Here is a 24,005-nt window from a genome sequence, read left to right as displayed (position 1 = left end):
TATTTTCCCAACATCAGCCATCAAATACCGTCACCACTTGACGAGAGATGGCGATTAAGTCGCCGTTTTGATCCCAGATATTGGCTTCGGTATGGGCGTATCCATCAGCGGCTTGTCGGGTGTTTACTTGATAGGCAAACCAAGCGTCACAGGCAAATGTGCGATGCGGATGAATAAACTCTAAATTCCAACTGAGGCTACTGGCCGGCGCAGGCCAGCGCAACATTTGTAATACCGCGGGAGGCCAACTGTCGATGAGAGCAACTAGGTGAGCGTCGGTTACCGCGTTAGGAGCCTTGGAAAAGCGCATCCAGCCAAACAGGTTTGATTGTTCACTGGCCCGAAATGGCATTTTCCCTTCGACTAAAGCCAAATCAAAATGACGTAAAAAGTTGGGTACAATCTTGGGTATTTGTGGAATAAAGTTGGCCTTCTTCGGCGCGTTGTGAGGATGAGAATCCTTGCTTTGAACCACAATTTTTGACGCCCTTTCAACGCCAAAACTGGCCAAGCAGGTTAGGCATACACTGTTGTCCTGCACTGCTTTGGCCATCACTTGAGTGACGTTTTTACCGCTGCGCAGAACCTCTACCTCAATGCAAATATCAACGCCAGCTTTTATCGGTCCGACAAAGCTCGTTGACAATGAGCGCAATAATCGGTCACCGGTGAGATGCGCGGCGATTGCTTGGTAAGTTATCGCCGCTGACAAACCGCCAAACACGGTTCGTCCTTGAGTCCAAGATTTATCTATTTTCACGACAGCGCTTGAGTTGCCGTTGCAAAGCTGTTGTTTTACATCATTTAAAATTACATCGATGTGCATTAGCATCACCCACAAACAGGTCTAACCAGTATATGGATTCTACGAGTGTTGCTTGATAAAGGCAATCGATTGTCGATTGAACTGACGCGGTTGTTCGACATTACAAACGTGACCACAATTGGCGATCTCAATTAACACGCTGTGTGGATGCAACTTGACCAAGTCCTGTACCGAACGCAAAAACATATAATCGTTTTCGCCCATTAAATACAAGGTTGGCTTTCCACTGTTGTGGTGGCGGTAGTATTTCATTAATGGGTTTACGTCGTTGGCCAGTTTAAACCAGCGTTTAAACTCCTTTTGACACAGTTTTTTTGCGTCGTTAATGAACATGTGACGCGATTCTTTCTGGCCTTTTTGCGGCATTAAAATAAATGCAAATAGTCGGTACAACCACATGTAAGGTATCACGTGCTTGCACATATCTCCCAACTTGACTAGAGTTTTCGAGCGATAATCAAAGCGCGTTACCGCTCCGCCCAACACCTTAGATTTGACCCTATCGGGAGCAATCTCAGCCAACTTGTGAATTAAAATAGTACCTAGTGAAACCCCGACAAAGTGGGCTCGTTCAATTTTGAGATGATCGAGTACGTCGATGATGTCTTGTGTCACCGCATTAAAGGTATAGCCTCGTTTCAACAGGTTTCGCAAAGACACAGGCGTTGAGCGCCCGTGCCCCCTCAAGTCGACAAAGAGTAAATTAAAGTGTTGCTTGTACGCTTTGAGTTGTTTGAACCAGACCGATGAACTACCACCGGCACCGTGCACAAATACCACCCACTCTTCGGAGCTGGGGTGAGAAATAACACGGTGAAAAAGTAATGGTTCGTTAGACATATATGCTCTTAAGCTTTTTGAAGTTGATCAACAGGTTTGCCATACGGCCACGCAACTCTGTGTACCGGTGGCCAAAACCGACGTGCCGATAACGGCAAATTTTCTCATGTGCAGTGACTAAAGTAAACCTATTCAACACGGTCGCAAACTACGCAAAACAGGGTTTAACGTCGCTGTTTATACGTTGAGTATACGCAAAGATATGTGGCTGAGATCTTAATCAGCTGACTCGTTTACCCGCTACGCCTATAGAGGGCGTTGACACGGCACTGTCAACGCGACTTAAAGTAAAATCAGCGCAATAACACAGTGCAGCTTTTTTTCTCGTTTTTTATCGACTAGGGTTAAAATATCGGCTCTGTTTTATCATACAGCGCGATGATTGAGGTCAATGCCGACATAACACAAATAACAAAAGGATAAATAATGCTCACTCTGGTCATTTCGTGCCCCGATGGTATTGGTATAGTCGCGCGAGTCAGTCAATTTATTGCCGACATCCAAGGTTCGGTTGTCGAGTCAAATCAACATTCAGACGTTGAGGACAATTGGTTCTATATGCGCAATGTGATCAATACCGAGCAAATGCGCATCAATATCGACCAATTTCGACAACAATTTGCCAATATCGCTCAGCAATACAATATGCAGTGGCATGTGAAAGATCACGCGCTCAAGCCCAACGTTGTGCTATTTGCCAGTCAAACCTCACATTGTTTAGCCGACATTTTACACCGCTGGCATCGAGGTGAACTCGACTGCCACATTGTAGCTGTGATATCCAACCATCAAAATTTGCAACCGTTAGTCGACTTTTACAACATTGCATATCACTACATCGACATGACGATGAGCGATAAACACGCAGCCTTTCAACAGGTCGAGCAGCTCCTCGACCACTATCGCGCTGATACGCTTGTGCTGGCGCGCTTCATGCAAATTATTCCTGATGCTCTGTGTGACAAATACTTTGGACGTTTGCTTAATATTCACCATAGTTTCTTACCGTCTTTCATTGGCGCCAATCCATATCAGCGCGCCTTTGACCGCGGTGTTAAGCTTATTGGTGCTACCTGTCATTACGTCACCGCCAAACTCGACGACGGCCCAATCATTGAGCAAGAAGTTATTCGCGTCAACCACAGTTGCAGTCAACAAGACTTGATACGACTTGGTAAAGACGTAGAACAGCTCGCCTTGGCGAGGGGCTTGCGTTACCACCTAGAAGACAGAGTGATCATAAAAGGCAATAAGACTATCGTTTTTTAATCTGAATGCTTTAAAGCCTGTTAGCTACCGCTGATGTCATGGGTGTTCTACTGTGTTGCGGTAAATAAAAAATCCAAGAACTTAACAGCTCTTGGATTTTTCTGCTTGTCATTACCAGTCTGTAAAAAGCGTGTTTCAGATTGGCTAAGCAATGCTATTACAATTTTTCAACCGGTAACATCAAGCGTTCATTAATTGCCAATTCTATCCGGCGATTTTTTGCATTTGCTTCTGCGGTGTTAGACGGGTCAAGTAACTCAGACTCACCTCTACCAACAGGGTTTATCACATCCGCGTCAATGCCAAATTGGCTTTCTAAGATTTGACCAACAGACTCTGCTCGACGTTCTGATAAGGCTTGGTTGTATGCTTCACTACCAGGTGCCGATGTGTGACCATAGACTGTCAGCTTCTGCACATTATAGGTTTTAATGAACTCAGCTAACTCTCTGATATCATCGTAATAGCTCGCATCAATTTCAGCGCTATCATTTGCGTAGTTGATAACCAGACTGGTCGATTTCATTCGCTCTGTCATGACCGTACAACCAGTTTCATCAACCACATAACGAGAGTCACTGTCTGGACAACTATCTCGATCGTCAACGATACCATCGCCATCACTATCCATTGGTGCAACTACCGGCGCTGCCGCAATTGGCGTCGACGTTGTTTTACCAAAGTAGTAGCGCAAGCCTACCGCCAGCTGCTCGTTGCTATCGCGCTGTAGATTAAAATAATTAGCGGCAAAATACAGTTGCCAACTCTTGCTGAGATCAAAGCCCAGCTCAACACCGGCAAAAAAGTCGGTTCCAGATTTAGTACTCACCGCATCGGCATCCGCAGGTCGCGTCAAAGGCAATGGTAAATTCGACTTGTCATAGTCGTATTCCCAGTCAAATACCCCGACTTTCGCCGACAAATCTACGCGTTGCGATAGCGAGTATGAGCCAATAAGTGCAAAATACACCCCTTCACCTGTCTCGGGGTAAATATCTTGCGCGGTATCGTAAAACTGCTGTACATCTTCAGCAATACCGTTGAAGTAAACCTCCCGATCGCCAAGATCGAGATAACCTAGCTCCACGGCCCAGGCCGGGGCAAATTTGTAGCCGATAAAGGCACCATAGCCGTCATCATCGTCATCAAAGTTTACCGTTGTTTCAGTAAAACCATTGATATCGTAATAGCGGCTGACGTCTCCGTTACTGATATCCGTTTTATTGTAATTGTACTCGGCCCCTAGATACCAACCTAAGCGCGATTTACAGTGTTGTTCATTGTTTTCGATCCAACATGTTTCATCATCAGCGAACGCTGGTATTGAGGTAGCAGTAACAAGTGTGATTGTTGCAAATGCTTGGGTGATATAACGAGTGTAAGACATCATTTATTCCTATATTTGCTTGTTTAAAACCATCGCTTAAATACTACTGCGATACTTAATAATAATAGCTAAATAAGGCTTGCGCCAATAAATGTGTGCATTTTCCGCTGGCGGTAAAGGCGAAAATAAAACTATTAAAATCACTCAACTAACAATCACCTGACCATTCACCGCTCGTATTACCTTAATGCTTGAGCGCTTTACTAACGCAGCACTGAAGTCACGGGTTATTGACAAAAAACCAAGCCACGATATATCGCTTGGTTAATTAATAACTTAACATTAACAACGTAACAGGAACCGCCGGCATCTCTTTGACAATACGCGGTAAGTTAACTCTCGGTAGCGATTATCTAAGTGCGGTTGTAGGGAGAGATGAATGTCACTAGAATCGCTAAAGGTGTTGTACCTAGACGTCACACAATTTGGCGTCAAATAAGCGGTCTGTTATCTGCTAGCGACATTGCCAAAACGGAAAAGGCGCTGGGTAGCGCCTTTAAAACGGGTCTGTTTGGTCCAATACGGTCCTATTTAATCCTCAAGGCGAATGGTATTGATGATTTCTGTCGTTGACACGCCTTCTTCAAAATTCAACACCATCACTTGTCCACCATTGTCGACAACCTCTTTACCTCCGGCGATATCCTCGACCTGATAATCCCCGCCTTTAACTAAAACATTCGGTAACAGGTGAGCAATTAACCGCTGAGGGGTGTCTTCGCTGAACTTGACCACCCAATCCACGGCAGCAAGCCCGGCTAATACCGCCATGCGACGCTCAAGTGGATTAACAGGTCTACCCGACCCTTTCAAACGCTTTACCGACTCGTCATCATTGACAGCGACAATCAACCTATCGCCAAGCTCTGCCGCATTAGTCAGATAGCTAACATGACCTGCGTGCAAAATGTCAAAACAGCCATTGGTCATCACCACTTTTTCGCCGCGCTTTTGAGCTTGTTCAATGATTATCTTTAATTGACTCTCACTCACCACACCGTTGCCGCTTTCTTTACCGGTAGATAACGCCTGTGCAATTTCCACTTCGCTGACCGTTGATGTACCCAACTTGCCAACCACAATACCGGCGGCAATATTGGCTAATGCACTCGCCTCACATAAAGAGCTTCCCGCAGCGACTGCCAATGCCAAGGTGGCGATAACCGTGTCGCCAGCGCCAGTTACATCGTAGACCTCTTTCGCCTGAGTGGGGATGTGCAATTCGTTTTGATTTGGGCGAATAAGTGTCATCCCTTGTTCAGAGCGGGTGACAAGCAGCGCCTCTAGCTCGAGCTCTGCCAATAATTTCTGCCCTTTTTCAACGATCTCATTTTCATCGTTACAAGGGCCAACTACCGCTTCAAACTCAGACATATTAGGCGTAATGAGAGTAGCTCCGCGATATTTTTCAAAATCGCTGCCTTTGGGATCAACTAATACCGGTACGCCGTGTTGCTTTGCAAGTGTGATCAGAGACTGGACATCCGATAACGTGCCTTTGTCGTAATCTGAAAGCAGTAACAAGTGATGCTGGGCGATATTGTCGGCCACTAACTGATTTAAATTTTGTTTGTTTATTTGGTGTAAAGACTGTTCAAAGTCGAGGCGGATTAATTGCTGATTGCGACTTAACACCCGCAGTTTAGTGATAGTGGGCACTAATTCTGATTGACTAAACTTACAAATGACATCCATCGCTGACAAACTGGTGTCTAACGCTGTGGCAACTTCATCTTGGCCGGTAATTCCCGACAGGGTGACTTGCCCACCAAGAGACGCTATATTCAGTGCAACGTTAGCAGCACCGCCGGGGCGATCTTCTCGACCGTTAATTTTTACAACCGGTACAGGCGCTTCGGGTGAAATGCGACCAGTAGGTCCTGACCAATAACGATCGAGCATAACATCGCCCACGACTAATACACGGGCCTGACTAAAATTGGGAATATCTACTTTCATACCTGTTTCCAAAATGGGTATAATTAGCTGTTATTAGTTTTGTTGTGCTGATTGGTCGATTGACAACGTCAGCCAAAACACGGGCTAATTAATGGCCTAAGCGGCATTTATTGCTGAAATTAGGTATAGTGTATCACAAGCTTTTCAATGAGTTGATTAACCTTGAGCAAAAACAAATCTTTACAAACCAAATTCAAGGCCAGTTTTCTACTTCCTAAGTATTGGTTAACCTGGATTGGTGTCGCTATTCTTTACAGTTTGTCGTGGCTGCCCTACAAAATGCAAATGGCAATGGGGGCAATACTAGGTCGCCTGATGATGAAACTAGGCGGCACACGACTAAAAGTAGCTAAAAAGAATATTCAAACCTGTTTCCCTGAATTATCTGAACAACAACAACACGCCCTGTTAGTAGAAAACTTTGAGAACACCGGTCGCGCCCTATTTGAAACGGGTATTGGTTGGTGGTGGCCTGATTGGCGGCTCAAGCGCAAGGTCAATATTGTTGGCGAACAGGTTCTGCGCGAAGCGCAACAACAAGGTCATGGCATCTTGCTGTTAGCCATTCACAATTTGTGCTTAGAAGCATGTGCACGACTGATTGGTTACGTGCAACCGACCGTGGTCTTTTACCGACCTAATCACAATGAACTGATGGAGTACTTTCAACATCGAGGCCGAGCTCGTTCCAATAAGTACATGTTGGATAAATCAGATGTTAGCGGTATGAAAGAAGCGCTGGCCGACGGCGAAATTGCGATTTATTTACCCGACCAAGATTACGGGCGCAAGCGCTCTATTTTTGTTCCCTTCTTTGGTGTCGACGACGTAGCCAGTACCATAGGAACGATGATTTTTGCCAAACAACCGAACGTGAAAACTGTGATGGGTATTCCAACGCGCAAAGATGATGGCAGTGGCTATCAAATTGAGTTTATCGGCGGCTTTGATAACTTTCCTTCAGGTGATGACAAAGCCGACATCACCTTAGTCAACGAAAAGATAGAACGCGCCATTCGACAAAAGCCAGAGCAATACATGTGGTTGCATAGACGCTTTAAAACTCGCCCAAGCGCCAGTGATCCGAAGTTCTACTAAACTCCAGGCCAGCTAAGAAACCAGCGCCGCAGTCTTGATTGCGGCTTGGTCAACTTGCTTGGTAACTCAATAAATAGTGTCGCCAGCACTGTTCAACGACCTCACACAGCTCAGACAGTTGACGGTGGTCAATGACTAACGCTTGATTTTGCAAGGTTAAACTATGACCTAAGTGTCGCAACGTGCAATACGCATCAATTAAGCCGTTAGCTTGTTGTTCGCTGATCAACCCTTGTTCTGCCAACGAGCTAAACATGCGTACATTATCAGAATACTCGGTTAACTTTGGATAGTTATGGCTGTGTTGCAAAATCATAAACTGAGCAAAAAATTCGATATCGGCTAGCCCGCCAGGGCCTTGCTTGATATCGATAACACTGTCGTTTGATTTGTCGAGATGAGCGCGCATTTTACGGCGCATATCAATCACATCAGCGGCCAGTTTTTGCGGCTCTCTTGGCAAACACAACACCGCGTGACGAATCTCTTTAAAGCGTTGTTCAAGGGTTTCGTCACCGCAAACAAACCGAGCTCGGGTGAGGGCTTGATGCTCCCATGTCCAAGCATCTTGATTTTGATAGTGTTCAAAGGTATCAACATGTACCACCATCAACCCCGAATCACCGGAGGGTCGCAGCCGTAAATCAACCTCGTATAAGATACCACTGGCCGTGCGCGTGTTAAACAAATGCATAATTCGTTGCGCTAACTTTAAATAAAACTGACTTGAGGCAATCGACTTCTCGCCATTGGTTACGTCATTGGGGTCGCTTCGGTGAATAAAAACCAAGTCCAAATCGGAGCCATATCCCAACTCGATACCACCGAGCTTGCCATACCCCAAGACGGCAAAGCGCTTGTCGTTACTACCCAAACTACAATTGGGTTGACCATAGCGGTGCACCATTTGCTGCCATGCCATATCGACAACCATCGCTATGGTTGCTTGAGCTATTGCGGTTAAGTGATCGCTTACCTTCATCACCGGCAAGATACCGGTAATATCAGCTGCGGCTATTTTTAATTGCTTGGCGTGATTTAGCTGACGAATAGATTCCATTTGCATCTCTAAATCATCTTCAGGTATGCGCATCATATGCTCAGCAAAGGAGCGTTGATACTCATCGAGCGTGGGAATATCGACCAATAATTTCGGATCGATTAACTCATCGAGTAACAATGGATATTTAGCCAAATACTCGGCGATCCAAGCACTGGAGCGACACAGTGACAGCAACTGATTAAATGCCGGTAAATTTTCTAATAACAATTCGAGGTAAACCGTTCGGGTGGCGATTTTGGTCAATACTTGCAACACGCGGTGCAGGGTCACCAAGGGTTGTGATTCCCCTTCTAGCAACTGTAAAAGTACCGGCATCAGCTTGTCTAGTATCACCCTGCCGCGATTGCCAAGACCGCGCTTGTTGACATCGAGCTGAAAGTTCTGCAACGCTTTATAAATATCGGTCGCCGGCCAATGTGGCTGATAGCTAGCGATAAACTCACAGGCTTGTTGTACTTGCCAATTCGCTTGCCACAGTGTTTGCCAATGCTCTTTGGTTGACTCGCAAGCGCTATTTTCCTCTCCTATAAGTAAACCAAACTCGTGATGTACCGCCTGCATGTGATGCTTGCACGTTTGGTAATACTCATCCCAATCTGCAAAGCCCATGACACAACACAAACGCTGTCTATTGATTTCATCGTTGGGTAATTGTTGGGTTTGTTGATCGGCGAATGCCTGAATCGCATTCTCACTGCGCCGTAAAAAAGCGTAGGCGTGCTTTAGCCGTTCGGCCGAGGTGTCGGTTAAACACTCAAATTCAACCAGTAATGGCAATGCCTTTAATAAATTGCGTTGCTGCAACGCCTTAATTCTGCCGCCACGCATCAGTTGAAATACTTGCACAATAAATTCGACTTCGCGGATCCCGCCAATACCGAGTTTTATGTTGTCATCGAGTTGGCGTCGCCTAGCCTCTTGGGCTATCAACATTTTCATTTGGCGCAAGCTGTCTATTACACTAAAGTCGATATAACGTCGGTAAACAAATGGACGCAGCAAGTTACTTAACGCTTGGTGATAATCACTGTTGCCAATAAGTCGCGCTTTGAGCATTGCATAACGCTCCCAGTCTCGTCCTTGTTCTTGGTAATATGACTCCATCGCGGCAAAGCTCAACACCAGAGGACCACTTGCCCCAAATGGTCGCAATCGCATATCTACCCGATAGACAAAACCATCCACCGTCACTTGGTCTAGCGCTGCAATCAATTTCTGTCCCAATTTGGTAAAAAATGTTTGGTTATCGATACTGCGACGAGCTCCTTGAGTTTCACCATTTTGAGGAAAGCAAAAAATCAGATCGATATCCGATGAAAAATTTAACTCTTGCCCCCCTAACTTGCCCATGCCGTAAATTAACAATGGTTGAATTTGCCCCTCCAGGCTAACCGGTACGCCCCATAGCTGTTGACAATAGGCGGTTAACCACTGGTTTGCCGCATCGATAAGGCTATCGGCGAGGTGAGATAAATTGGCCATACAGTTAACCAACGGCGCGTTTAGGCACAAATCGGCGTAAGCTATTGCACACATGTATTTATTGCGCAACAAGCGCAGCGTTCGATGCAAATCCGCCTCACTTTGGCAAGCCATCACTTCGCTTGCAACCTGCTGCTGTATATCAACCTTGTTAACAAAATCAGGCCCTAGTTCCGCGAGTAAAAGGTGAATGAGATCAGGCTGTCGCAACAAGTGTTCTGCCGCAAAGTCACTCAGTGCGAACAGTTGTTTTAACTGCTCTAACTGCTTTGTAGTCAATCCTTGTACAACTTCGACGGCACAATCGTTTAAACGTTGATAGTACCCTTCGTACTTACTTACAAGTTGATCAGGCAATGATACTTTTACAGGTTGGGTCATAGGTTTCTCTGTTGCTTATTATATGCTGACAGGCGTAAAGTCACGCTGTACAACGCGTTCTGTGCAATACTTAAGACAGCCATGCTATTAGACATATTATGTCGTTCAAGGTAAGCTATGCGCTGTTATTATTATACTGACCTTAGCATTAAAAAGGGAAATTCGACGTAATGGGTTACAGAAAAGCCTTCATCTTAATTTTTGTCATGTTGATCACCGCCTGTGGCGATCCCTACATCGCAAAAATCGACCAGCAGCTCCCCCTGGTTGAGCAGCGCTTGCAGCAGTTATCACAAGCGATAGATAACGGCCAAATTCGCAATGCCAATTTAATTGCTCAATACGCAGATACCATTAGTGGTGTTCAACCCGACTTGGCACCGATAGTTAACGAACTGAGAAAAGATGCCACGAGTCAAGGTCCCTTATACCAATCATTAGTGGAGCGAGCGCGTATAGTTCGCCAACAACCGGTGGTGTTTGCGAGTAATGAGGAACGCTATCAAGAGCTACAAAACATATACTTGGCCGCTGACAAACAGCTTTATTCCGACGCACTCAGCGACCCGTTAAACGTATTGGCCGATTTATCAAAAGGCCAACTGCCTCGCGTTAACGCAATGAGTAAAGAGCAGGCGTTGCAAGCCAACGGCGCCGAAGATTTTGGTACAGGTTCGCAACTTATTGGCAATCCGGCCTATGGCCAATGGCAAACCGATAACTCCGGCATGTCGTTTTGGCAGTGGTACGGTATGTACGCGCTGATTAGTAATATTACCGATCGAGTGTCATACGGGCGCTGGGGCAGTCGCCGCGGTTACAGTTATTATCACGATTACGGACGCAGTCGTTTTACCTCACCCAATCAAATGCGACAACAACAACAAGTTGAAACTCGCGTGCGTAAATCTTTTGCCAATCAAGGTAAAACCTTTAACAGCGCATACAGTAAAAACCGAGTGGGGTCGTCGGGGTTGTCAAGACAAAGCGTTAATGCTCAGCAAAGCAGTAAATTTCGACGTGCTGGCAACAACTCGAAATTTGCCCAACGGGGCAATCAATCAAAATACGGCAACAATTCAAGTTTTCGCGACAGCAGAACAAAAACAACACGCAGTTTCAGACGCGGTAAATAATGGAAATAACAATGAGTAATTTATTAAATATTACAGCTCTTAATCAGCATTTATTGATCATCTTGTTCATCGATATTGCTATTGCCATTGCCTTGCTAACGGCGATGCGGTTTGTCACCGGAATGACGGCCAAAGTGAACAGCAAAGACGAGTTAGCCAAGCAAGACAACTTTGCCTTTGGTATCTCCGTCGCTGGCTCCATTGCCGCATTGGGCATTGTATTGTCCGGTGCAATTACTGGTGAAAGCGCCAGTGATTACATTCTCGAAGCATTGGGTATGTTTGCCTATGGCTTAATGGGGTTAATGCTGATCAAAGTTGGTCGCATGGTGCACGATAAATTCGCGCTGAACAAGCTCAACAAAATGGAGCAAATTCGCCAGCGCAATATTACCGTTGGCATTGTTGATGCCGCCAGTGTTATTGCAACCGCAATCATTATTCGCGCCGTATTAATTTGGGTTGATGGCATTAACGTCTACACCTTTGTCGCTATCTTAAGTGGCTTTATCGTGTCTCAAATCATGTTAGTTCTGGTCACCCGTATTCGCGAAGCGCACTACAAGCGCAACAATCAAGGTGACTCAATGCAAGATGCGTTTGTCGATGGACAAATTGCTCTGTCGCTGCGCTACAGCGGACAAATAATTTCCACCGCACTGGCGGTCACGGCAGCCAGCTATTTCTTAATTTACAGTCCAGAAACGATCATTGAAAACTTGCTTGGTTGGCTAGTATTTGGTTTGTTGATGACGGTACTCGTTTCCGTGCTAACCGGTTTTGCCAAACGCATTATCCTATTCGGTATTAATATGTTTGAAGAAGTCGATCAGCAACACAACGTTGGTGTAGCGGCTGTTGAAATGGCGATAAGTATTGCCATTGCCCTAATTTTAACCGGTTTAATGGCCTAATCAGCAAGGTTCGATAACGCGTGAGTGACTCAACAGGCCAAGTAAACCGTTTGCCAATGCGATATAGAACACCGCTGTTTTGGGACGACGTGTTACTGATTTTGACCATGGCCGTACTCGCTGGCTGTGGGTTAATCTACGAGTATTTGTTGTCCCATTACGCCGGGCGCGTATTAGGTGTGATGGAAAGTACCATTTACGCGATGATAGGCTTGATGATCGTCGCCATGGGCTTGGGCTCTTTTGCCGCGCGCTTAGTCAAAGACGCTTACCAAGGATTTGTGGTACTCGAGTTGGTTATTGGATTGTTGGGGTGCGGTAGTATTCTGATCATTGCCAGCTTTATTGGCTTTACTCAAGTGCTGCCCCAAGTGGTCAGCGATATGCTCGCCTTGCCACAAGACGTAATGCCCAATGGTGGCGTTTTTAAAACATTGACCCAATTTGCCTTTGCCACCCCCTATGTCTTTGGTTTTATTCTCGGCTTTTTTATTGGTATGGAAATTCCGTTGGTGGCACGGATACGCGAACAACAACACCAACAACACCTAACCCATAATTTCGGAACTATGTACGGTGCTGACTACATCGGTGCCGGTATTGGCGCCGCCGTTTGGGTGGGAGTATTACTGACCATTGACATAGCCAATGCCGCGGCATTAACCGCCTCGCTAAACTTGCTGGCCGGTAGCGTGTTTATTTATCGCTTTTGGCATAAACTGAAATTTAAAAAGCTGCTGATCCTTTGTCACGCATTATTATTGTTTCTTATTGTGCTGATATACCAACACGGCAATCAGTGGCTAACACAGATGAGCAACTTGTTATTTCTCGACAAAGTTAGCCACAGTCAAAAGACGCGGTATCAACAGCTGACCTTTACGGAACGCAATATCGGTAACGCTACACCGGTGACGAGCTTTTATCTCAATGCCAGATTACAATTTTCTTCCAATGACGAATTTATTTATCACGAGTATTTAGTCACACCTGCTTTGCTCGGCTCCGCCCGACAAGACAAGGTGTTGATCATCGGTGGAGGTGATGGGCTAGCGCTTCGCAATGTATTAAAATGGCCAGTAAGCGCGGTCACCTTAATCGATTTAGACGCCGAGCTGGTAGATATTTTTAGCTACCCAGAACAACACTTACCACCAGCTTTGGCCCGCAGGATTGAATCACTTACCCAAGCGAGCTTGCGCGATGAACGCGTCACTATCATCAATGATGATGCCTATGTTTATATCGACCAATTACTGGCTAAAGGCGAGGTGTTCGATGCTATTATTGTCGACTTACCCGATCCGAGCCATCCTGATCTCAACAAACTGTATTCGGTTAACTTTTACGCCAGATTGAAATTACTGCTCGCAGGTGACGGACTGATAAATATTCAATCAACCAGCCCATATCACGCAAAAAAAGCCTTTATCTCTATTGGTAAAACCGTCGCCCGAGCAGGCTTTGCCGGCGTCGAACAACTGCACGCAAACGTGCCCAGCTTTGGCGAATGGGGCTGGACCATTGCCAGTAAGCAAGGCGCAATTCCGTCAACTAGATTGCAACAAATAGAGCGTTTTCCCGTTGACTCTGAATGGTTAACACCACAGTTGCTGACTAACGCCTTCGCCTTTCCCAAGGATTTTTATCAACACGCAGACAAAGTGCAAGTCAATTACTTAGGCTCACATCAAGTGTATCAATATCATCAACAGGCATGGCAAGCGCAACAGGGATTAAACAACGCAAACTTGCAATAGCGCCGATAACCTTTTAGTTTAACCAAGGTGTATTGACGCTGTTAGAGGAACTTCGGTTAGCACGTTGACTGTGATAAGCAGTAATAGATATTGGCAACCGAGCTCACAAAAAAACAATTGACATATTATGTCGCCATGCTAAAGTAAGATCACTTGACATAATATGTCGAGCCATAAAAGTAAAACGAGGATAATAATGAATATTCATAAGATTGCTGATCACCTAAATGGATTAGGCGATAACTCAGTGACGGGTTTGGGCTTTGATTGCCAACCGATTAGCGGCGATGTTGATGTGCTGCAAATTAGCATCAACGGACGTGAAGAACTTCCAATATTCTTATCGGTTACCGATGATCAAGTACTTTGTATTACCTACCTATGGGGTGAAGACGAAGTAAAACCTGAAAAGCGCACGGACATGCTTGAAGCCATGTTAGAAATGAGTATTCCAATGCCATTGTCATCGTTTTCAAAAATTGCTGATAAATTTGTCATTTTTGGCGCGCTATCGGTATCTTCCGATTTTGCTGAAATTGAACATGAATTAGCGGTATTAAGCAATAACGCCATCGAAGTCATCGATGATATGGATGAATTTTTGCTGTAAGGCATAGCGGAGACATTATGAGTATTTTTAAAAAAATTATGACAGCCATTCGCGGCGGTGCAACAGAGATTGGTGAGAACATTGTAGATGCCAACTCAACGCGAATTTTTGAACAAGAAATCCGCGATGCTGAAAACCATTTGACCAAGGCGAAACGCGATTTAACCGCGGTCATGGCCCAGCAAATGTCGGCGTCACGAGAGGTAGATCGCCTTAAGCGCGATATCAGCGAGCACGAAGGCTATGCAACGCAAGCCCTAGAGCAAGGCAATGAAAACCTAGCTCTACAAGTAGCAGAAAAAATTGCCAGCTTGGAAAGCGAGCTTGGTACGCAACAACAAGCGCTTGACAGCTTTAGTGGCAACGCCAATCGCTTAAAAGAGTTAGTCAAGAAATCAGAACGCCAAGTCGCTGAATACAAGCGCCAGTTGTCTATGGTGAAAACCACAGAAAGTGTGCAAAAAGCAACGTCGGCCATTACCGACAACTTTTCATCAAGTAACTCAAAGTTGTTGAACGCTAAAGATTCTTTAGAGCGCATAAAAGCCAAACAGCAACAGTTTGACGACAAGTTGAAAGCGGCAGAAGTGTTAGAAGCTGAAGATTCAGATAGTTCGCTTGAAGCTCAGCTCAAGGCTGCTGGCATTGGTGGTCAAGATACCTCCGCCAACTCAGTATTGGAACGCATCAAAGCGAAACAAAAATAACAGCCCCAAAGGCGCAGATTAATCACTGCGCCTTTTGTTATATGAACAACGTAAGAATCCTATGAACTTTTTTAAAAAGTTATTTGCACAACCAAATAAACAGCGCACAATTGGCGATGTAGAGGAACTGCAAATCAATGACATTATCGTCTTTGATGACTCGTTCGCCCTTCCCCAACTCCTACGCAGTCAACAATTTATGGTGTCAGCGGTCAACAGCTATGAATACGAATACCATACCGATACTGAATGGGTGCTACGTGGCAGCAGTCAAACAAACGTCTACTTATCTGTTGATAATGACGATGAGCGCTATTTAAAACTCTCCGTTAAACTGGCTGAATCCGATGTGGCAGAGCTGTTTGATCTCGACCAATTTGCCGATGTATTTGAACAAGGTGAATGCCTCATTGACAAGCAAAATGACAACGCGTTAACCGAAGGCTGGACGTGCCAACAGTATCGTCGTTCCACCTTTGCTAAAGTGGGTTACTTTCATCGCCAAGACCACCGTTCAACAGCGCTCGGTCAATACCAAGGCGAGGCTCAGGGCGAGCCGTTTGAGCTTTATCAGCTCGAAGGTAGCAACGACAAGTTTGGCGTGGATATTGAAGTATTTGAAGACGGTGATACCGATGTCCTAGTACACATCTATCGACCGTTAACCGATATTAAAGACATGTTTCCTGGAAGCTGACATGAGCAAAGTAAAGATACCGGAGAAATGGCAATCGAATGTCAAAGCGTTAAAAGCGGTACAGGTCGCATTCGATATGGACGAAAAAGTGCAAAAAGAAATTCGCAAAGCTGCGGTGGAAGCCGGCTTGAGTCCATCGGATCAAATTCGAAAGATTCTCGGCTTAAGTGTTCATCGCAAGCCCAAGCGTCCGCGCTTGACCGTCTCGTTAAGCCCCGAAGATTACCAAGTTCTGGGTGAAAAATATTCGATATCACCAGAAAAGCAGCTCGACATAAAACGACGCTTAATGGACGAGTTGATCGAGTTTGTCGATCAACACAGCGATTAAGCGTCGCCACCAAGCAACCCTTTGCGCTAAAGCTCAGTGAGTCAGTCGGCTGCTTACATCCAATAAGGCTTGACCGTAAATGCTGCTTTGCGCGTGTGTTCAAGCGCCACCAACAAGCTATCTATTTTATCATTTAACCAGCCGACCAATTTTGCATGCGAGCCAAAGTGATGCTGCTGAAGATAGTGCATTAAAAAGTACAGTGTTTCGAGCTCATCAATGCCGTGGTGAATATCCAACCAAGGCCCTCTAAACTGGCGTCGTTCATCAATGTTATACAGTCGACCAAACCAACTACCAGTCAGCAAACTGTACACCACGTGTTGGTGATTGTTGATGTAATCGGTGGCTGAAAACGGTTTGTCGATTGGCATGTTTTGTTGTAGCGTTGCTAAGTTAATTGACAACCAGCTCGGCGCTAAGTCCATCAATTGCGGACAGTTTTCTGGCTCGGGCAAGTCCTCTATAGATATTGCTAACACACTCAATTGCAGATTGTTGAAGCGCTCACTTTGCAATAAGCTTTTGATTTGCTTTTTTTGCATCAATTGATGACGTTGCTCTTTTAACGTTGCCAGCAACTCTTCGCTATTTTCAATCTTTTTGCGATAATTGCCTTTTCTGGCAGTTAACTCTTTGATTTGGCTTGCTGTTTTCACCCAAGAAAGCTCTGTTAATATCGCTTTTATCTGTTGTCTTAATTGTTCACTTGCATGACTCGGCAGGTAATCTGAATAAAGCCAAATGCCGTGCCTTGCCAATGCTAGGGTGTCGCTAATCGATTTGAGTTTATCCAACTGAGGATCATTAATGCATTTGGCCGTCAATTGTTGAATGTGCTGTAAACATTGCTGCATGCCAAATTGAAACGAGGCTAACAAGGGCTGATCAGATGTTAAATCAATACGCAGGTTTTGCGCTTGTTCATCAAATACATTGCGTTGCGTTTCCGATGGCTTGCTTTGTTGGCGATGCTGTTTGTACAAACTCGACAGTTGATATCCTCGAGCGGCTTTACTCAGCGTGCCTGGACGCATATTAAAATGAGCAAATAACAGCCTAGCCAAATCAAATAGGCTTTGCTTATCGCCACTTAACAACTCGATTTCGAGTTCATAGATGTCGCGCTGTTTATCCGCACTGGTTATCTTACCCTGATCGAAAACCAGTTCGATTTCACTGCCATCAGCAGCGTGAATGTGATAAAAGTGACGGGTAAAGTCGGTACTGAAAATCGGTAACAATTGCGAGTTAACCTGCTCCAAGGCAAAGTTGTCAGGCCAAATTGTGTCATCAAACAAGGTTAAATCGGGATACTCACTGTCTATTGGTACGTTGTACTCAGGTCGCGAGTGCAAGCCTCCAACAACCTGGCCAGCCAGCTTAATCGTTTGTTCTTTGGTACCGTTGTCAAAGCTGCGAATGCGCAAGCCTATATCATGGCGTCTAAGAACAAAATCTTTACTGTCAAAATAGGTATTGGTGAGTGTTTTTATACCCTGTGAAAATTTTATCTGCTGCTGACTAAGTAAGTGACTTAGTCTTTCGGCAACGTCACTATCTGTTAACAGATATTTAAGCTCTATTTCAGTGGCCATCTAAGGTTAGGGGTGTCTCAAAAGAGTTGATAAACTAACAATACAAAAGCTTTGCTCGGCTTTCAAACAAAACTTCGCAAATAATCGCCAATCACGGGCGATAACTCGCCTTTAACTGAGCCTTAATAACGCACAAAAAACGCGCAAAAAGTCAATAATTCTCGCTAATAAGCACTCAAATAGACAATATTGATGAGCAATTTCAGGCTATGTCTTGCCATCACTTTAACAAACACCTAGTATTTGTAACCAAAGACTCACACAGCATTATATGTATTTATGAAGTTACTCTCGTTATTTTTATCACTTGTTGTTTTGGCCTTGCCATACTCAGTAAGTGCTGAGCAGCAACCCGCTGAATCACTCACGCCAAGCACAAGCAACAACACGGCTTATATCAGTGATGAACTGTTTATTTATTTTCATTCAGGACCGGGTACGCAGTATCGCATTTTGGGCACCATCGATGCCGGTGAACAAGTTACCTTGATGGGCGCGCCCAAAAATGGCTATCAACAGTTGGTTGACGAGCGCCAACGCGAAGGCTGGGTTGATGCAAAATACCTATCTAAATCCCCTGGGCTTAAAGTGGTTGTGGCTGAGCTCAACGCCGAGCTTGCCGATCACGTCAGTAGCAAGAATTCGCTGGAGCAGAAATTGACTCAAGCCAACCAACAAGTTGCCGAGCTAGACAGCCAATTATCACAACTGCAAGAGCAACATAAGGTGTTGAATGAGCAATACCAAGTGGCGGCAAATGAGTTAGACAACAAAGAACTCAATATTATGCTCACGTGGTTTATGTACGGTGGTGGAGTGATGGCCATTGGGGTGTTGCTCGGTCTGATTTTACCGCGCTTTTTCAAACGCCGTAACAACTATTCGTCTTGGGGCTAATACTGCGTTATGAAGGTTTTCTTTGATGTATTGCACCTCTATTATTTACCGCAGTACTTGCCTGTTCATCAGGAGTTACAAAAGCGAGGTATAGACAGTCAATTTGTGTTTTATCACGGTGCTTTTGATCACGTATTAGAGCACGTTATTAACGAAGAGCAATTGGCTGTGCATTGGGTAGACAACGACAAGCAAGCGCTTGAGGTTTATGTACAGCATCAGCCCGATTGGGTGTTTTTTGCTAATAGCTTTGACTATCTAGAGCAACTACATAAAGTGAGTAAGTCTGCCCAGATGGGCCATGGTATCGGCCCCAAAAGCAGCTATTATACACAATCGGCCACCACCACGACTGTGCGCTTTGTAGAAGGTGAATACCGTTGCCAACGATTACGGCATATGTATCCCGAAGGACAATTTGTCGATGTCGGCTTCAGCAAACTCGATCCGATACTTAACAGCGAAGAACCTGGCTTAAACCTTGACGCGTTAGGCTTGGATAGTACTAAGCCGACCTTGGCATACGCGCCGACGTTTTACCCAAGTTCGATTGAGAAGTTCGCCAAAAATTGGCCAGATGATTTTAAGCAGTACAACATCTTAATCAAACCGCATTATTTTTCCGTTGCTAAAAGTAAATATCGGAAACACAAACAGTTGCTTGAATATTGGGCACGGTTTGACAATGTCTATCTTGCTAACGATAACGATTATTCTTTGGTGCCTTTCTTGGCCAGTGCTGATGTACTGATCAGTGATGCATCGTCGGCATTATTTGAGTTTGCGGCTCTGAATAAACCGGTCGTCTGGTGTGATTTCCTTAAATTACGACTCAGTTACAGCGGACCATTAAAGTTTCGCTTTAATAAGCGTATGGATCAAGACTATGGCGATTATGCCAACATCGCCGTACATGCGCGCAGCTACAGTCATTTAAAAGCCTTGGTCAACGAACAATACCAGCAACCGCAGCAACTTGCCGAGATACGCTTACAAATGAGTGAAAAATTAGCCGGTACCTTGGATGGTAAGGCCAGTGAGCGAATTGTCGATTACCTGTGTGCTCATTAAGTCAAACGGCTAGCGATGGACATCAATTGCCGACTAGCGTTTACGCTATTCGTAGTCTGTGCTTAAATTGGCGCATAACTTGCGCGGGCAACTTAACTAGAGATTTTAGATATTAATCCATTATGAGAATCATAACATTTGGTACTTTCGATGTTTTTCACGTCGGCCACGTCAATATTTTAGAACGAGCGAAACTGCACGGTACCCATCTTATCGTTGGTGTATCGTCGGATGAACTCAATTATAAGAAAAAAAATCGTTACCCGATTTACTGCGAAAAAGATCGTATGCATATTATCCGCTCTTTGGCCGTCGTCGATGAAGTGTTTCTTGAAGAGTCACTAGAACTTAAAGCCGAATACATCAAATACTTTAATGCCGACATGCTCATTATGGGTGATGATTGGCAAGGCAAATTTGATCATTTAAAAGAGCTTTGTGAGGTGATTTACTTGCCGAGAACGCCATCGGTCTCGACCACGAAAGTAATTGAAATCGTTAAAAGTTCCATTATTTAAACAACGCTGAATTAAACGACAAAGCAAACGCGGCTACGCTTGCTGGCTAGTATGCTTTACTCTATTGACAAACAATCCATTTAGGTTGCTCATGGTCGCGAAAAAATATCTATTCTACGTGTCACAGAACTACAGTTATGCGATTTTACGGCCTATTCAAGAACAGATTTGGCGTCGTAACGGCGAGGTGAAGTGGTTTTTACATGGCGATATTAATCCCGATTATTTGCACGATAATGAACAGCGTTTAATGACCATAGACGACGTTGTCGCTTATCAAGCCGATGCCACTCTATTACCCGGTAATGTGGTGCCCAGCTTTATTCCCGGCCTTAAGGTTGCGGTGTTTCATGGGTTCAATGCTGGCAAGCTTAATCGCCGTGGTCAGGTTGATCACTTTCAAATACGCAACTGCTTTGATCTTTATTGCACTCAAGGGCCGAACACCACTGAGCCATTTAAGCAACTTGAAGCACAACACGGTCACTTTAAAGTCATCGAAACCGGCTGGTCAGCACTCGACCCGCTGTTTACGGACGCGGCCACAAGCGGCATAAAGGAACACAGTCGACCGACCATTTTGATGTGTTCGACTTTCTCGCGTAACCTCACCTGCGCACCTCATTTATACGATACGGTAAAACACCTCAGTCAAGATTCTAAGTGGCAGTGGCTCATTCAATTTCATCCGAAAATGTCACAAGATATTGTCGATTCATACAAAGGATTGGAAAACGACAACCTGAGCTTCATTGAAACCGATAATGTCTTACCTTTGCTCAAGCAAGCTGATGTTATGGTGTGTGATACCTCTTCGGTATTGTTAATGTTTGCATTACAAGGCAAGCCCGTAGTGACATTCAATAACATTGCGCCGAAAGATTATATGATCAATATCAGCGAGCCAGAGCTACTTGTTGGTGCGATTGAACAGGCGTTAAACCCAAGCCCTACATTGCGCGCAAACATAGAGCGTTTCATTGCTGATACTCACCCTTACCAAGATGGCCAGTCATCATCCCGAGTGCTTGATGCCATTGATGACATGCTAGCGGGCAAGTATCCACTTGCAGCAAAGCCTAAAAATTGGCTGAGACAAATCAAAATGCGCCGTAAACTCGGTTACTGGAAGTTTTTCAGATCCTAGTGCAATAGCCCCTAGCGCAAAGCCGATATCACTTATATGCTAAAAGGTAGGTAATGTGATTCATCAGAGGCAACTCATCGTCTTTGCTCAGTACTAAAACAACGCTGCAACAATGCGTTATTGCAATCGCCATCGGTGTAACAACGGCACTTTTTGTGACTTGTGCTGTTGTGCTATGGCACTGGTATGAAAACCCGGCAGGTATCTTTCGCGATGCCACTGATAGCCATTGGCCGTTTATGTACGATACCGCGATCAGTTGGCTTATTCCCACCTTCCTCTATACCTCGCTGATCGTCTATCTCGTCCTCCTGATCCGCGCTGCCCTAAAAACTCGATAAGCGCTAAAGACAAACAGGCGTTAATGCATTTTGCACCTCGTTTCGTTGCGCCAGTAATAAAGCCAAGGGCTGATCAGTCGATGTTTTTTTCACGCCTTTATGGCTCGCAATTTATTAACCGCGCAAATTTAGTTATTGACAGTGCTTATTCAAGCACATACATTTATTGTTAATGCACTGTTAAACACAGCCTTTGTTTTATGCACACGAGTTAATATTGATGACTGAATATTTGCCAACCAACCGTCAACAGAATAACGACAACATCGGTTTACTGCTCCTGCTGGAATTGACTAGCGGGTGTTTTTCGAGTGTTTAAATAAAAACCAAAGATAAACTAGAAGCCCGCACAACAATGCGGGCTTTTTGCTTTTAACCATTCTATTTTACCAAGGTATCACCATGACAAATTCCGTAAAAATATTTGATACAACGCTTAGAGACGGTGAACAAGCACTAACCGCTAGTTTGTCTTTTCACGAAAAAATTCAAATCGCCTTAGCGCTTGAACGCCTCGGTGTCGATGTGATTGAGGCGGGTTTTCCGGTTTCTTCGCCGGGCGACTTTCACTCGGTACAAGAAATAGCAAAACAAATAAAAAACGCCACCGTATGTGGCTTATCTCGTGCGGTAGAAGCCGATATTAAAGCCTGTGCTGACGCCCTTGGCGTTGCTCAGCAGTTTCGCATTCACACCTTTATTTCAACCTCAGATATTCACGTCAATCAAAAGCTGCGCAAGCCGTTTGACGATGTTGAAGCGATGGCGATTAAGGCGATATCTTATGCTCGACGATTTACCGACGATGTTGAATTTTCATGTGAAGATGCCGGTAGGACGCCAATTGACAATCTGTGTCGTATGGTTGAGTCGGCGATCAACGCCGGCGCAACGACGGTCAACATTCCAGACACGGTCGGCTATACCCTACCCGATGAATTTGGCGGCATTATCAATCAATTGTTTAACCGCGTACCTAACATCGACAAAGCCGTTATCTCGGTGCACTGTCACAATGATTTAGGTTTAGCGGTTGCAAATTCCGTGGCTGCGGTGCAAGCCGGTGCCAGGCAGATAGAATGCACCATCAACGGCATTGGTGAGCGCGCAGGTAACTGCTCCCTTGAAGAAGTGGCAATGATCATTAAAACCCGAGAAAAACACCTTAATCTGACCACGGCAATCAAACACCGCGAAATTGCTCGGACATCAAAGCTAGTCAGTCAATTGTGTAATATGCCAGTCCAACCGAACAAAGCGATTGTCGGCAGTAATGCGTTTAGTCATTCCTCCGGCATTCACCAAGATGGTATGTTAAAAGCGAGTAATACCTACGAAATCATGACCCCAGAAAGCGTCGGTATCAGCAAAACTAAATTAAACCTAACATCGCGCAGTGGCAGGCACGTCATCAAACACCGCATGAGTGAACTGGGCTATCACGATGACGACTTTAACTTAGACGAGCTCTATCAAGACTTTCTTGCCTTAGCCGATAAAAAAGGCCAAGTTTTCGATGACGACTTAGAAGCTCTACTTTTTGATAAAAAACAGCAAAATCAAAAAGATGCATTTAAGATTGAATACCTTACCGTACACTCTGGTAGCGGTGAGTTTGCCACCGCAAGTATTAAAATACGCTGTAGAGACACGGTGCAAATTCAATCGGCCACCGGAAATGGTCCTGTTGATGCACTTTATCGGGCGATAAAGCAAGCGGTCGATATCGACTTTGAGGTATCCGATTATAAAATTTCCAACAAAGGTGAAGGCGAAGACGGATTGGGTCAGGCGGATTTGGTGGTTCACTACCAAGGACGAAATTTTCACGGTTACGGAATCGAGACCGATGTTATTCAAGCCTCAGGCAAAGCATTAATCAACGCTTTAAATGCGATTTCTAGAGCTCAGCAAGTGGCCTTTTTAAAACAACAAGCAAATCAACAAAAATCAGTACGCGGAGTTTAACAACA

21 protein-coding genes are annotated in these 24,005 nt (G+C 44.9%); 15 read left to right on the top strand and 6 right to left on the bottom strand.

Features of this window, described 5'->3' with window-relative positions:
- Positions 1–13: 13 nt before the first annotated feature.
- Together ACAY30_RS03710 and ACAY30_RS03705 are read right to left on the bottom strand one after the other, a co-directional pair.
- Positions 14–826, bottom strand: coding sequence for an acyl-CoA thioesterase II (locus ACAY30_RS03710; protein ID WP_290250787.1), 813 nt, complete (start codon positions 824–826; stop codon positions 14–16).
- 39 nt (positions 827–865) lie between these two features.
- Positions 866–1,666, bottom strand: a complete 801-nt coding sequence (locus tag ACAY30_RS03705; protein WP_290250788.1) for an alpha/beta fold hydrolase — start codon at positions 1,664–1,666, stop codon at positions 866–868.
- Positions 1,667–2,092: 426 nt separating this feature from the next.
- Between ACAY30_RS03705 and purU the strand changes: the two genes are divergently transcribed.
- Positions 2,093–2,935 (top strand): formyltetrahydrofolate deformylase, encoded by an 843-nt coding sequence (purU, locus tag ACAY30_RS03700; RefSeq protein ID WP_290250789.1) that lies wholly within the window; start codon positions 2,093–2,095, stop codon positions 2,933–2,935.
- A gap of 157 nt (positions 2,936–3,092) precedes the next feature.
- Here purU and ACAY30_RS03695 read toward each other — a convergent pair whose 3' ends face one another.
- Together ACAY30_RS03695 and hldE are read right to left on the bottom strand one after the other, a co-directional pair.
- Entirely contained in the window at positions 3,093–4,325 is a 1,233-nt protein-coding gene (locus ACAY30_RS03695) for an OmpA family protein (protein ID WP_290250790.1), read from the bottom strand.
- A gap of 528 nt (positions 4,326–4,853) precedes the next feature.
- A complete protein-coding gene (gene hldE / locus ACAY30_RS03690) occupies positions 4,854–6,281 on the bottom strand; it encodes a bifunctional D-glycero-beta-D-manno-heptose-7-phosphate kinase/D-glycero-beta-D-manno-heptose 1-phosphate adenylyltransferase HldE (RefSeq protein ID WP_290250791.1) in 1,428 nt (475 codons plus the stop codon).
- 162 nt (positions 6,282–6,443) lie between these two features.
- On the opposite strand from hldE, the gene lpxL reads away from it, so the two are divergent.
- Positions 6,444–7,379, top strand: a complete 936-nt coding sequence (gene lpxL, locus ACAY30_RS03685) for an LpxL/LpxP family Kdo(2)-lipid IV(A) lauroyl/palmitoleoyl acyltransferase (protein ID WP_290250792.1) — start codon at positions 6,444–6,446, stop codon at positions 7,377–7,379.
- A gap of 49 nt (positions 7,380–7,428) precedes the next feature.
- Here lpxL and glnE read toward each other — a convergent pair whose 3' ends face one another.
- Positions 7,429–10,305 carry a bifunctional [glutamate--ammonia ligase]-adenylyl-L-tyrosine phosphorylase/[glutamate--ammonia-ligase] adenylyltransferase gene (gene glnE / locus ACAY30_RS03680; RefSeq protein ID WP_290250793.1) on the bottom strand — a complete coding sequence of 959 codons (2,877 nt, stop codon included), beginning with the start codon at positions 10,303–10,305 and terminating at the stop codon, positions 7,429–7,431.
- Between the two features lie 170 nt (positions 10,306–10,475).
- Between glnE and ACAY30_RS03675 the strand changes: the two genes are divergently transcribed.
- The 7 genes from ACAY30_RS03675 (at position 10,476) to ACAY30_RS03645 (ending at position 16,460) form a co-directional block, all read left to right on the top strand.
- Positions 10,476–11,441 carry a hypothetical protein gene (locus tag ACAY30_RS03675; protein WP_290250794.1) on the top strand — a complete coding sequence of 322 codons (966 nt, stop codon included), beginning with the start codon at positions 10,476–10,478 and terminating at the stop codon, positions 11,439–11,441.
- Between the two features lie 11 nt (positions 11,442–11,452).
- Positions 11,453–12,355 (top strand): DUF350 domain-containing protein, encoded by a 903-nt coding sequence (locus ACAY30_RS03670; RefSeq protein WP_290250795.1) that lies wholly within the window; start codon positions 11,453–11,455, stop codon positions 12,353–12,355.
- A gap of 56 nt (positions 12,356–12,411) precedes the next feature.
- Positions 12,412–14,115 carry a polyamine aminopropyltransferase gene (locus ACAY30_RS03665; RefSeq protein ID WP_290250916.1) on the top strand — a complete coding sequence of 568 codons (1,704 nt, stop codon included), beginning with the start codon at positions 12,412–12,414 and terminating at the stop codon, positions 14,113–14,115.
- Positions 14,116–14,311: 196 nt separating this feature from the next.
- Positions 14,312–14,725 (top strand): YjfI family protein, encoded by a 414-nt coding sequence (locus ACAY30_RS03660; protein ID WP_290250796.1) that lies wholly within the window; start codon positions 14,312–14,314, stop codon positions 14,723–14,725.
- Between the two features lie 17 nt (positions 14,726–14,742).
- Positions 14,743–15,432, top strand: a complete 690-nt coding sequence (locus ACAY30_RS03655; RefSeq protein ID WP_290250797.1) for a PspA/IM30 family protein — start codon at positions 14,743–14,745, stop codon at positions 15,430–15,432.
- A gap of 61 nt (positions 15,433–15,493) precedes the next feature.
- Positions 15,494–16,129: a hypothetical protein gene (locus tag ACAY30_RS03650; RefSeq protein ID WP_290250798.1), complete on the top strand. Its 636-nt coding sequence runs from the start codon at positions 15,494–15,496 to the stop codon at positions 16,127–16,129.
- 1 nt (position 16,130) lies between these two features.
- On the top strand, positions 16,131–16,460 hold the full coding sequence (locus tag ACAY30_RS03645; RefSeq protein WP_290250799.1) for a hypothetical protein: 330 nt from the start codon (positions 16,131–16,133) through the stop codon (positions 16,458–16,460).
- A gap of 53 nt (positions 16,461–16,513) precedes the next feature.
- Here ACAY30_RS03645 and ACAY30_RS03640 read toward each other — a convergent pair whose 3' ends face one another.
- The gene (locus ACAY30_RS03640) at positions 16,514–18,058 is read right to left on the bottom strand and encodes an inorganic triphosphatase (RefSeq protein WP_290250800.1); all 1,545 of its coding nucleotides are present in this window, start codon (positions 18,056–18,058) and stop codon (positions 16,514–16,516) included.
- A gap of 279 nt (positions 18,059–18,337) precedes the next feature.
- Between ACAY30_RS03640 and ACAY30_RS03635 the strand changes: the two genes are divergently transcribed.
- From ACAY30_RS03635 to leuA, 6 genes are all read left to right on the top strand, one after another.
- Complete coding sequence (locus ACAY30_RS03635; RefSeq protein WP_290250801.1) at positions 18,338–18,955, top strand: TIGR04211 family SH3 domain-containing protein; 618 nt, start codon at positions 18,338–18,340, stop codon at positions 18,953–18,955.
- A 9-nt stretch (positions 18,956–18,964) separates the two neighbouring features.
- Positions 18,965–20,026 carry a CDP-glycerol glycerophosphotransferase family protein gene (locus ACAY30_RS03630; RefSeq protein WP_290250802.1) on the top strand — a complete coding sequence of 354 codons (1,062 nt, stop codon included), beginning with the start codon at positions 18,965–18,967 and terminating at the stop codon, positions 20,024–20,026.
- A 119-nt stretch (positions 20,027–20,145) separates the two neighbouring features.
- Complete coding sequence (locus ACAY30_RS03625) at positions 20,146–20,544, top strand: adenylyltransferase/cytidyltransferase family protein (RefSeq protein WP_290250917.1); 399 nt, start codon at positions 20,146–20,148, stop codon at positions 20,542–20,544.
- 91 nt (positions 20,545–20,635) lie between these two features.
- Complete coding sequence (locus ACAY30_RS03620; RefSeq protein ID WP_290250803.1) at positions 20,636–21,691, top strand: CDP-glycerol glycerophosphotransferase family protein; 1,056 nt, start codon at positions 20,636–20,638, stop codon at positions 21,689–21,691.
- Between the two features lie 155 nt (positions 21,692–21,846).
- Positions 21,847–22,032, top strand: a complete 186-nt coding sequence (locus ACAY30_RS03615) for a hypothetical protein (RefSeq protein ID WP_290250804.1) — start codon at positions 21,847–21,849, stop codon at positions 22,030–22,032.
- A 402-nt stretch (positions 22,033–22,434) separates the two neighbouring features.
- Entirely contained in the window at positions 22,435–24,000 is a 1,566-nt protein-coding gene (leuA, locus tag ACAY30_RS03610) for a 2-isopropylmalate synthase (protein WP_290250805.1), read from the top strand.
- Positions 24,001–24,005 lie beyond the last annotated feature (5 nt).

The sequence above is a fragment of the Thalassotalea ponticola genome (assembly GCF_041379045.1).
In the GTDB taxonomy this organism is placed as follows: domain Bacteria; phylum Pseudomonadota; class Gammaproteobacteria; order Enterobacterales; family Alteromonadaceae; genus Thalassotalea_A; species Thalassotalea_A ponticola.
This window is presented reverse-complemented; position numbering and strand designations above follow the sequence as displayed.

What these genes read in the sequence shown, in the direction of transcription:
- ACAY30_RS03710 (WP_290250787.1), bottom strand. Translation starts at nt 826, where the DNA reads ATGCACATCGATGTAATTTTAAATGATGTAAAACAACAGCTTTGCAAC.
- ACAY30_RS03705 (WP_290250788.1), bottom strand. Translation starts at nt 1,666, where the DNA reads ATGTCTAACGAACCATTACTTTTTCACCGTGTTATTTCTCACCCCAGC.
- purU (WP_290250789.1), top strand. Translation starts at nt 2,093, where the DNA reads ATGCTCACTCTGGTCATTTCGTGCCCCGATGGTATTGGTATAGTCGCG.
- ACAY30_RS03695 (WP_290250790.1), bottom strand. Translation starts at nt 4,325, where the DNA reads ATGATGTCTTACACTCGTTATATCACCCAAGCATTTGCAACAATCACA.
- hldE (WP_290250791.1), bottom strand. Translation starts at nt 6,281, where the DNA reads ATGAAAGTAGATATTCCCAATTTTAGTCAGGCCCGTGTATTAGTCGTG.
- glnE (WP_290250793.1), bottom strand. Translation starts at nt 10,305, where the DNA reads ATGACCCAACCTGTAAAAGTATCATTGCCTGATCAACTTGTAAGTAAG.
- ACAY30_RS03675 (WP_290250794.1), top strand. Translation starts at nt 10,476, where the DNA reads ATGGGTTACAGAAAAGCCTTCATCTTAATTTTTGTCATGTTGATCACC.
- ACAY30_RS03670 (WP_290250795.1), top strand. Translation starts at nt 11,453, where the DNA reads ATGAGTAATTTATTAAATATTACAGCTCTTAATCAGCATTTATTGATC.
- ACAY30_RS03665 (WP_290250916.1), top strand. Translation starts at nt 12,412, where the DNA reads ATGCGATATAGAACACCGCTGTTTTGGGACGACGTGTTACTGATTTTG.
- ACAY30_RS03660 (WP_290250796.1), top strand. Translation starts at nt 14,312, where the DNA reads ATGAATATTCATAAGATTGCTGATCACCTAAATGGATTAGGCGATAAC.
- ACAY30_RS03655 (WP_290250797.1), top strand. Translation starts at nt 14,743, where the DNA reads ATGAGTATTTTTAAAAAAATTATGACAGCCATTCGCGGCGGTGCAACA.
- ACAY30_RS03650 (WP_290250798.1), top strand. Translation starts at nt 15,494, where the DNA reads ATGAACTTTTTTAAAAAGTTATTTGCACAACCAAATAAACAGCGCACA.
- ACAY30_RS03645 (WP_290250799.1), top strand. Translation starts at nt 16,131, where the DNA reads ATGAGCAAAGTAAAGATACCGGAGAAATGGCAATCGAATGTCAAAGCG.
- ACAY30_RS03640 (WP_290250800.1), bottom strand. Translation starts at nt 18,058, where the DNA reads ATGGCCACTGAAATAGAGCTTAAATATCTGTTAACAGATAGTGACGTT.
- ACAY30_RS03635 (WP_290250801.1), top strand. Translation starts at nt 18,338, where the DNA reads ATGAAGTTACTCTCGTTATTTTTATCACTTGTTGTTTTGGCCTTGCCA.
- ACAY30_RS03630 (WP_290250802.1), top strand. Translation starts at nt 18,965, where the DNA reads ATGAAGGTTTTCTTTGATGTATTGCACCTCTATTATTTACCGCAGTAC.
- ACAY30_RS03620 (WP_290250803.1), top strand. Translation starts at nt 20,636, where the DNA reads ATGGTCGCGAAAAAATATCTATTCTACGTGTCACAGAACTACAGTTAT.
- leuA (WP_290250805.1), top strand. Translation starts at nt 22,435, where the DNA reads ATGACAAATTCCGTAAAAATATTTGATACAACGCTTAGAGACGGTGAA.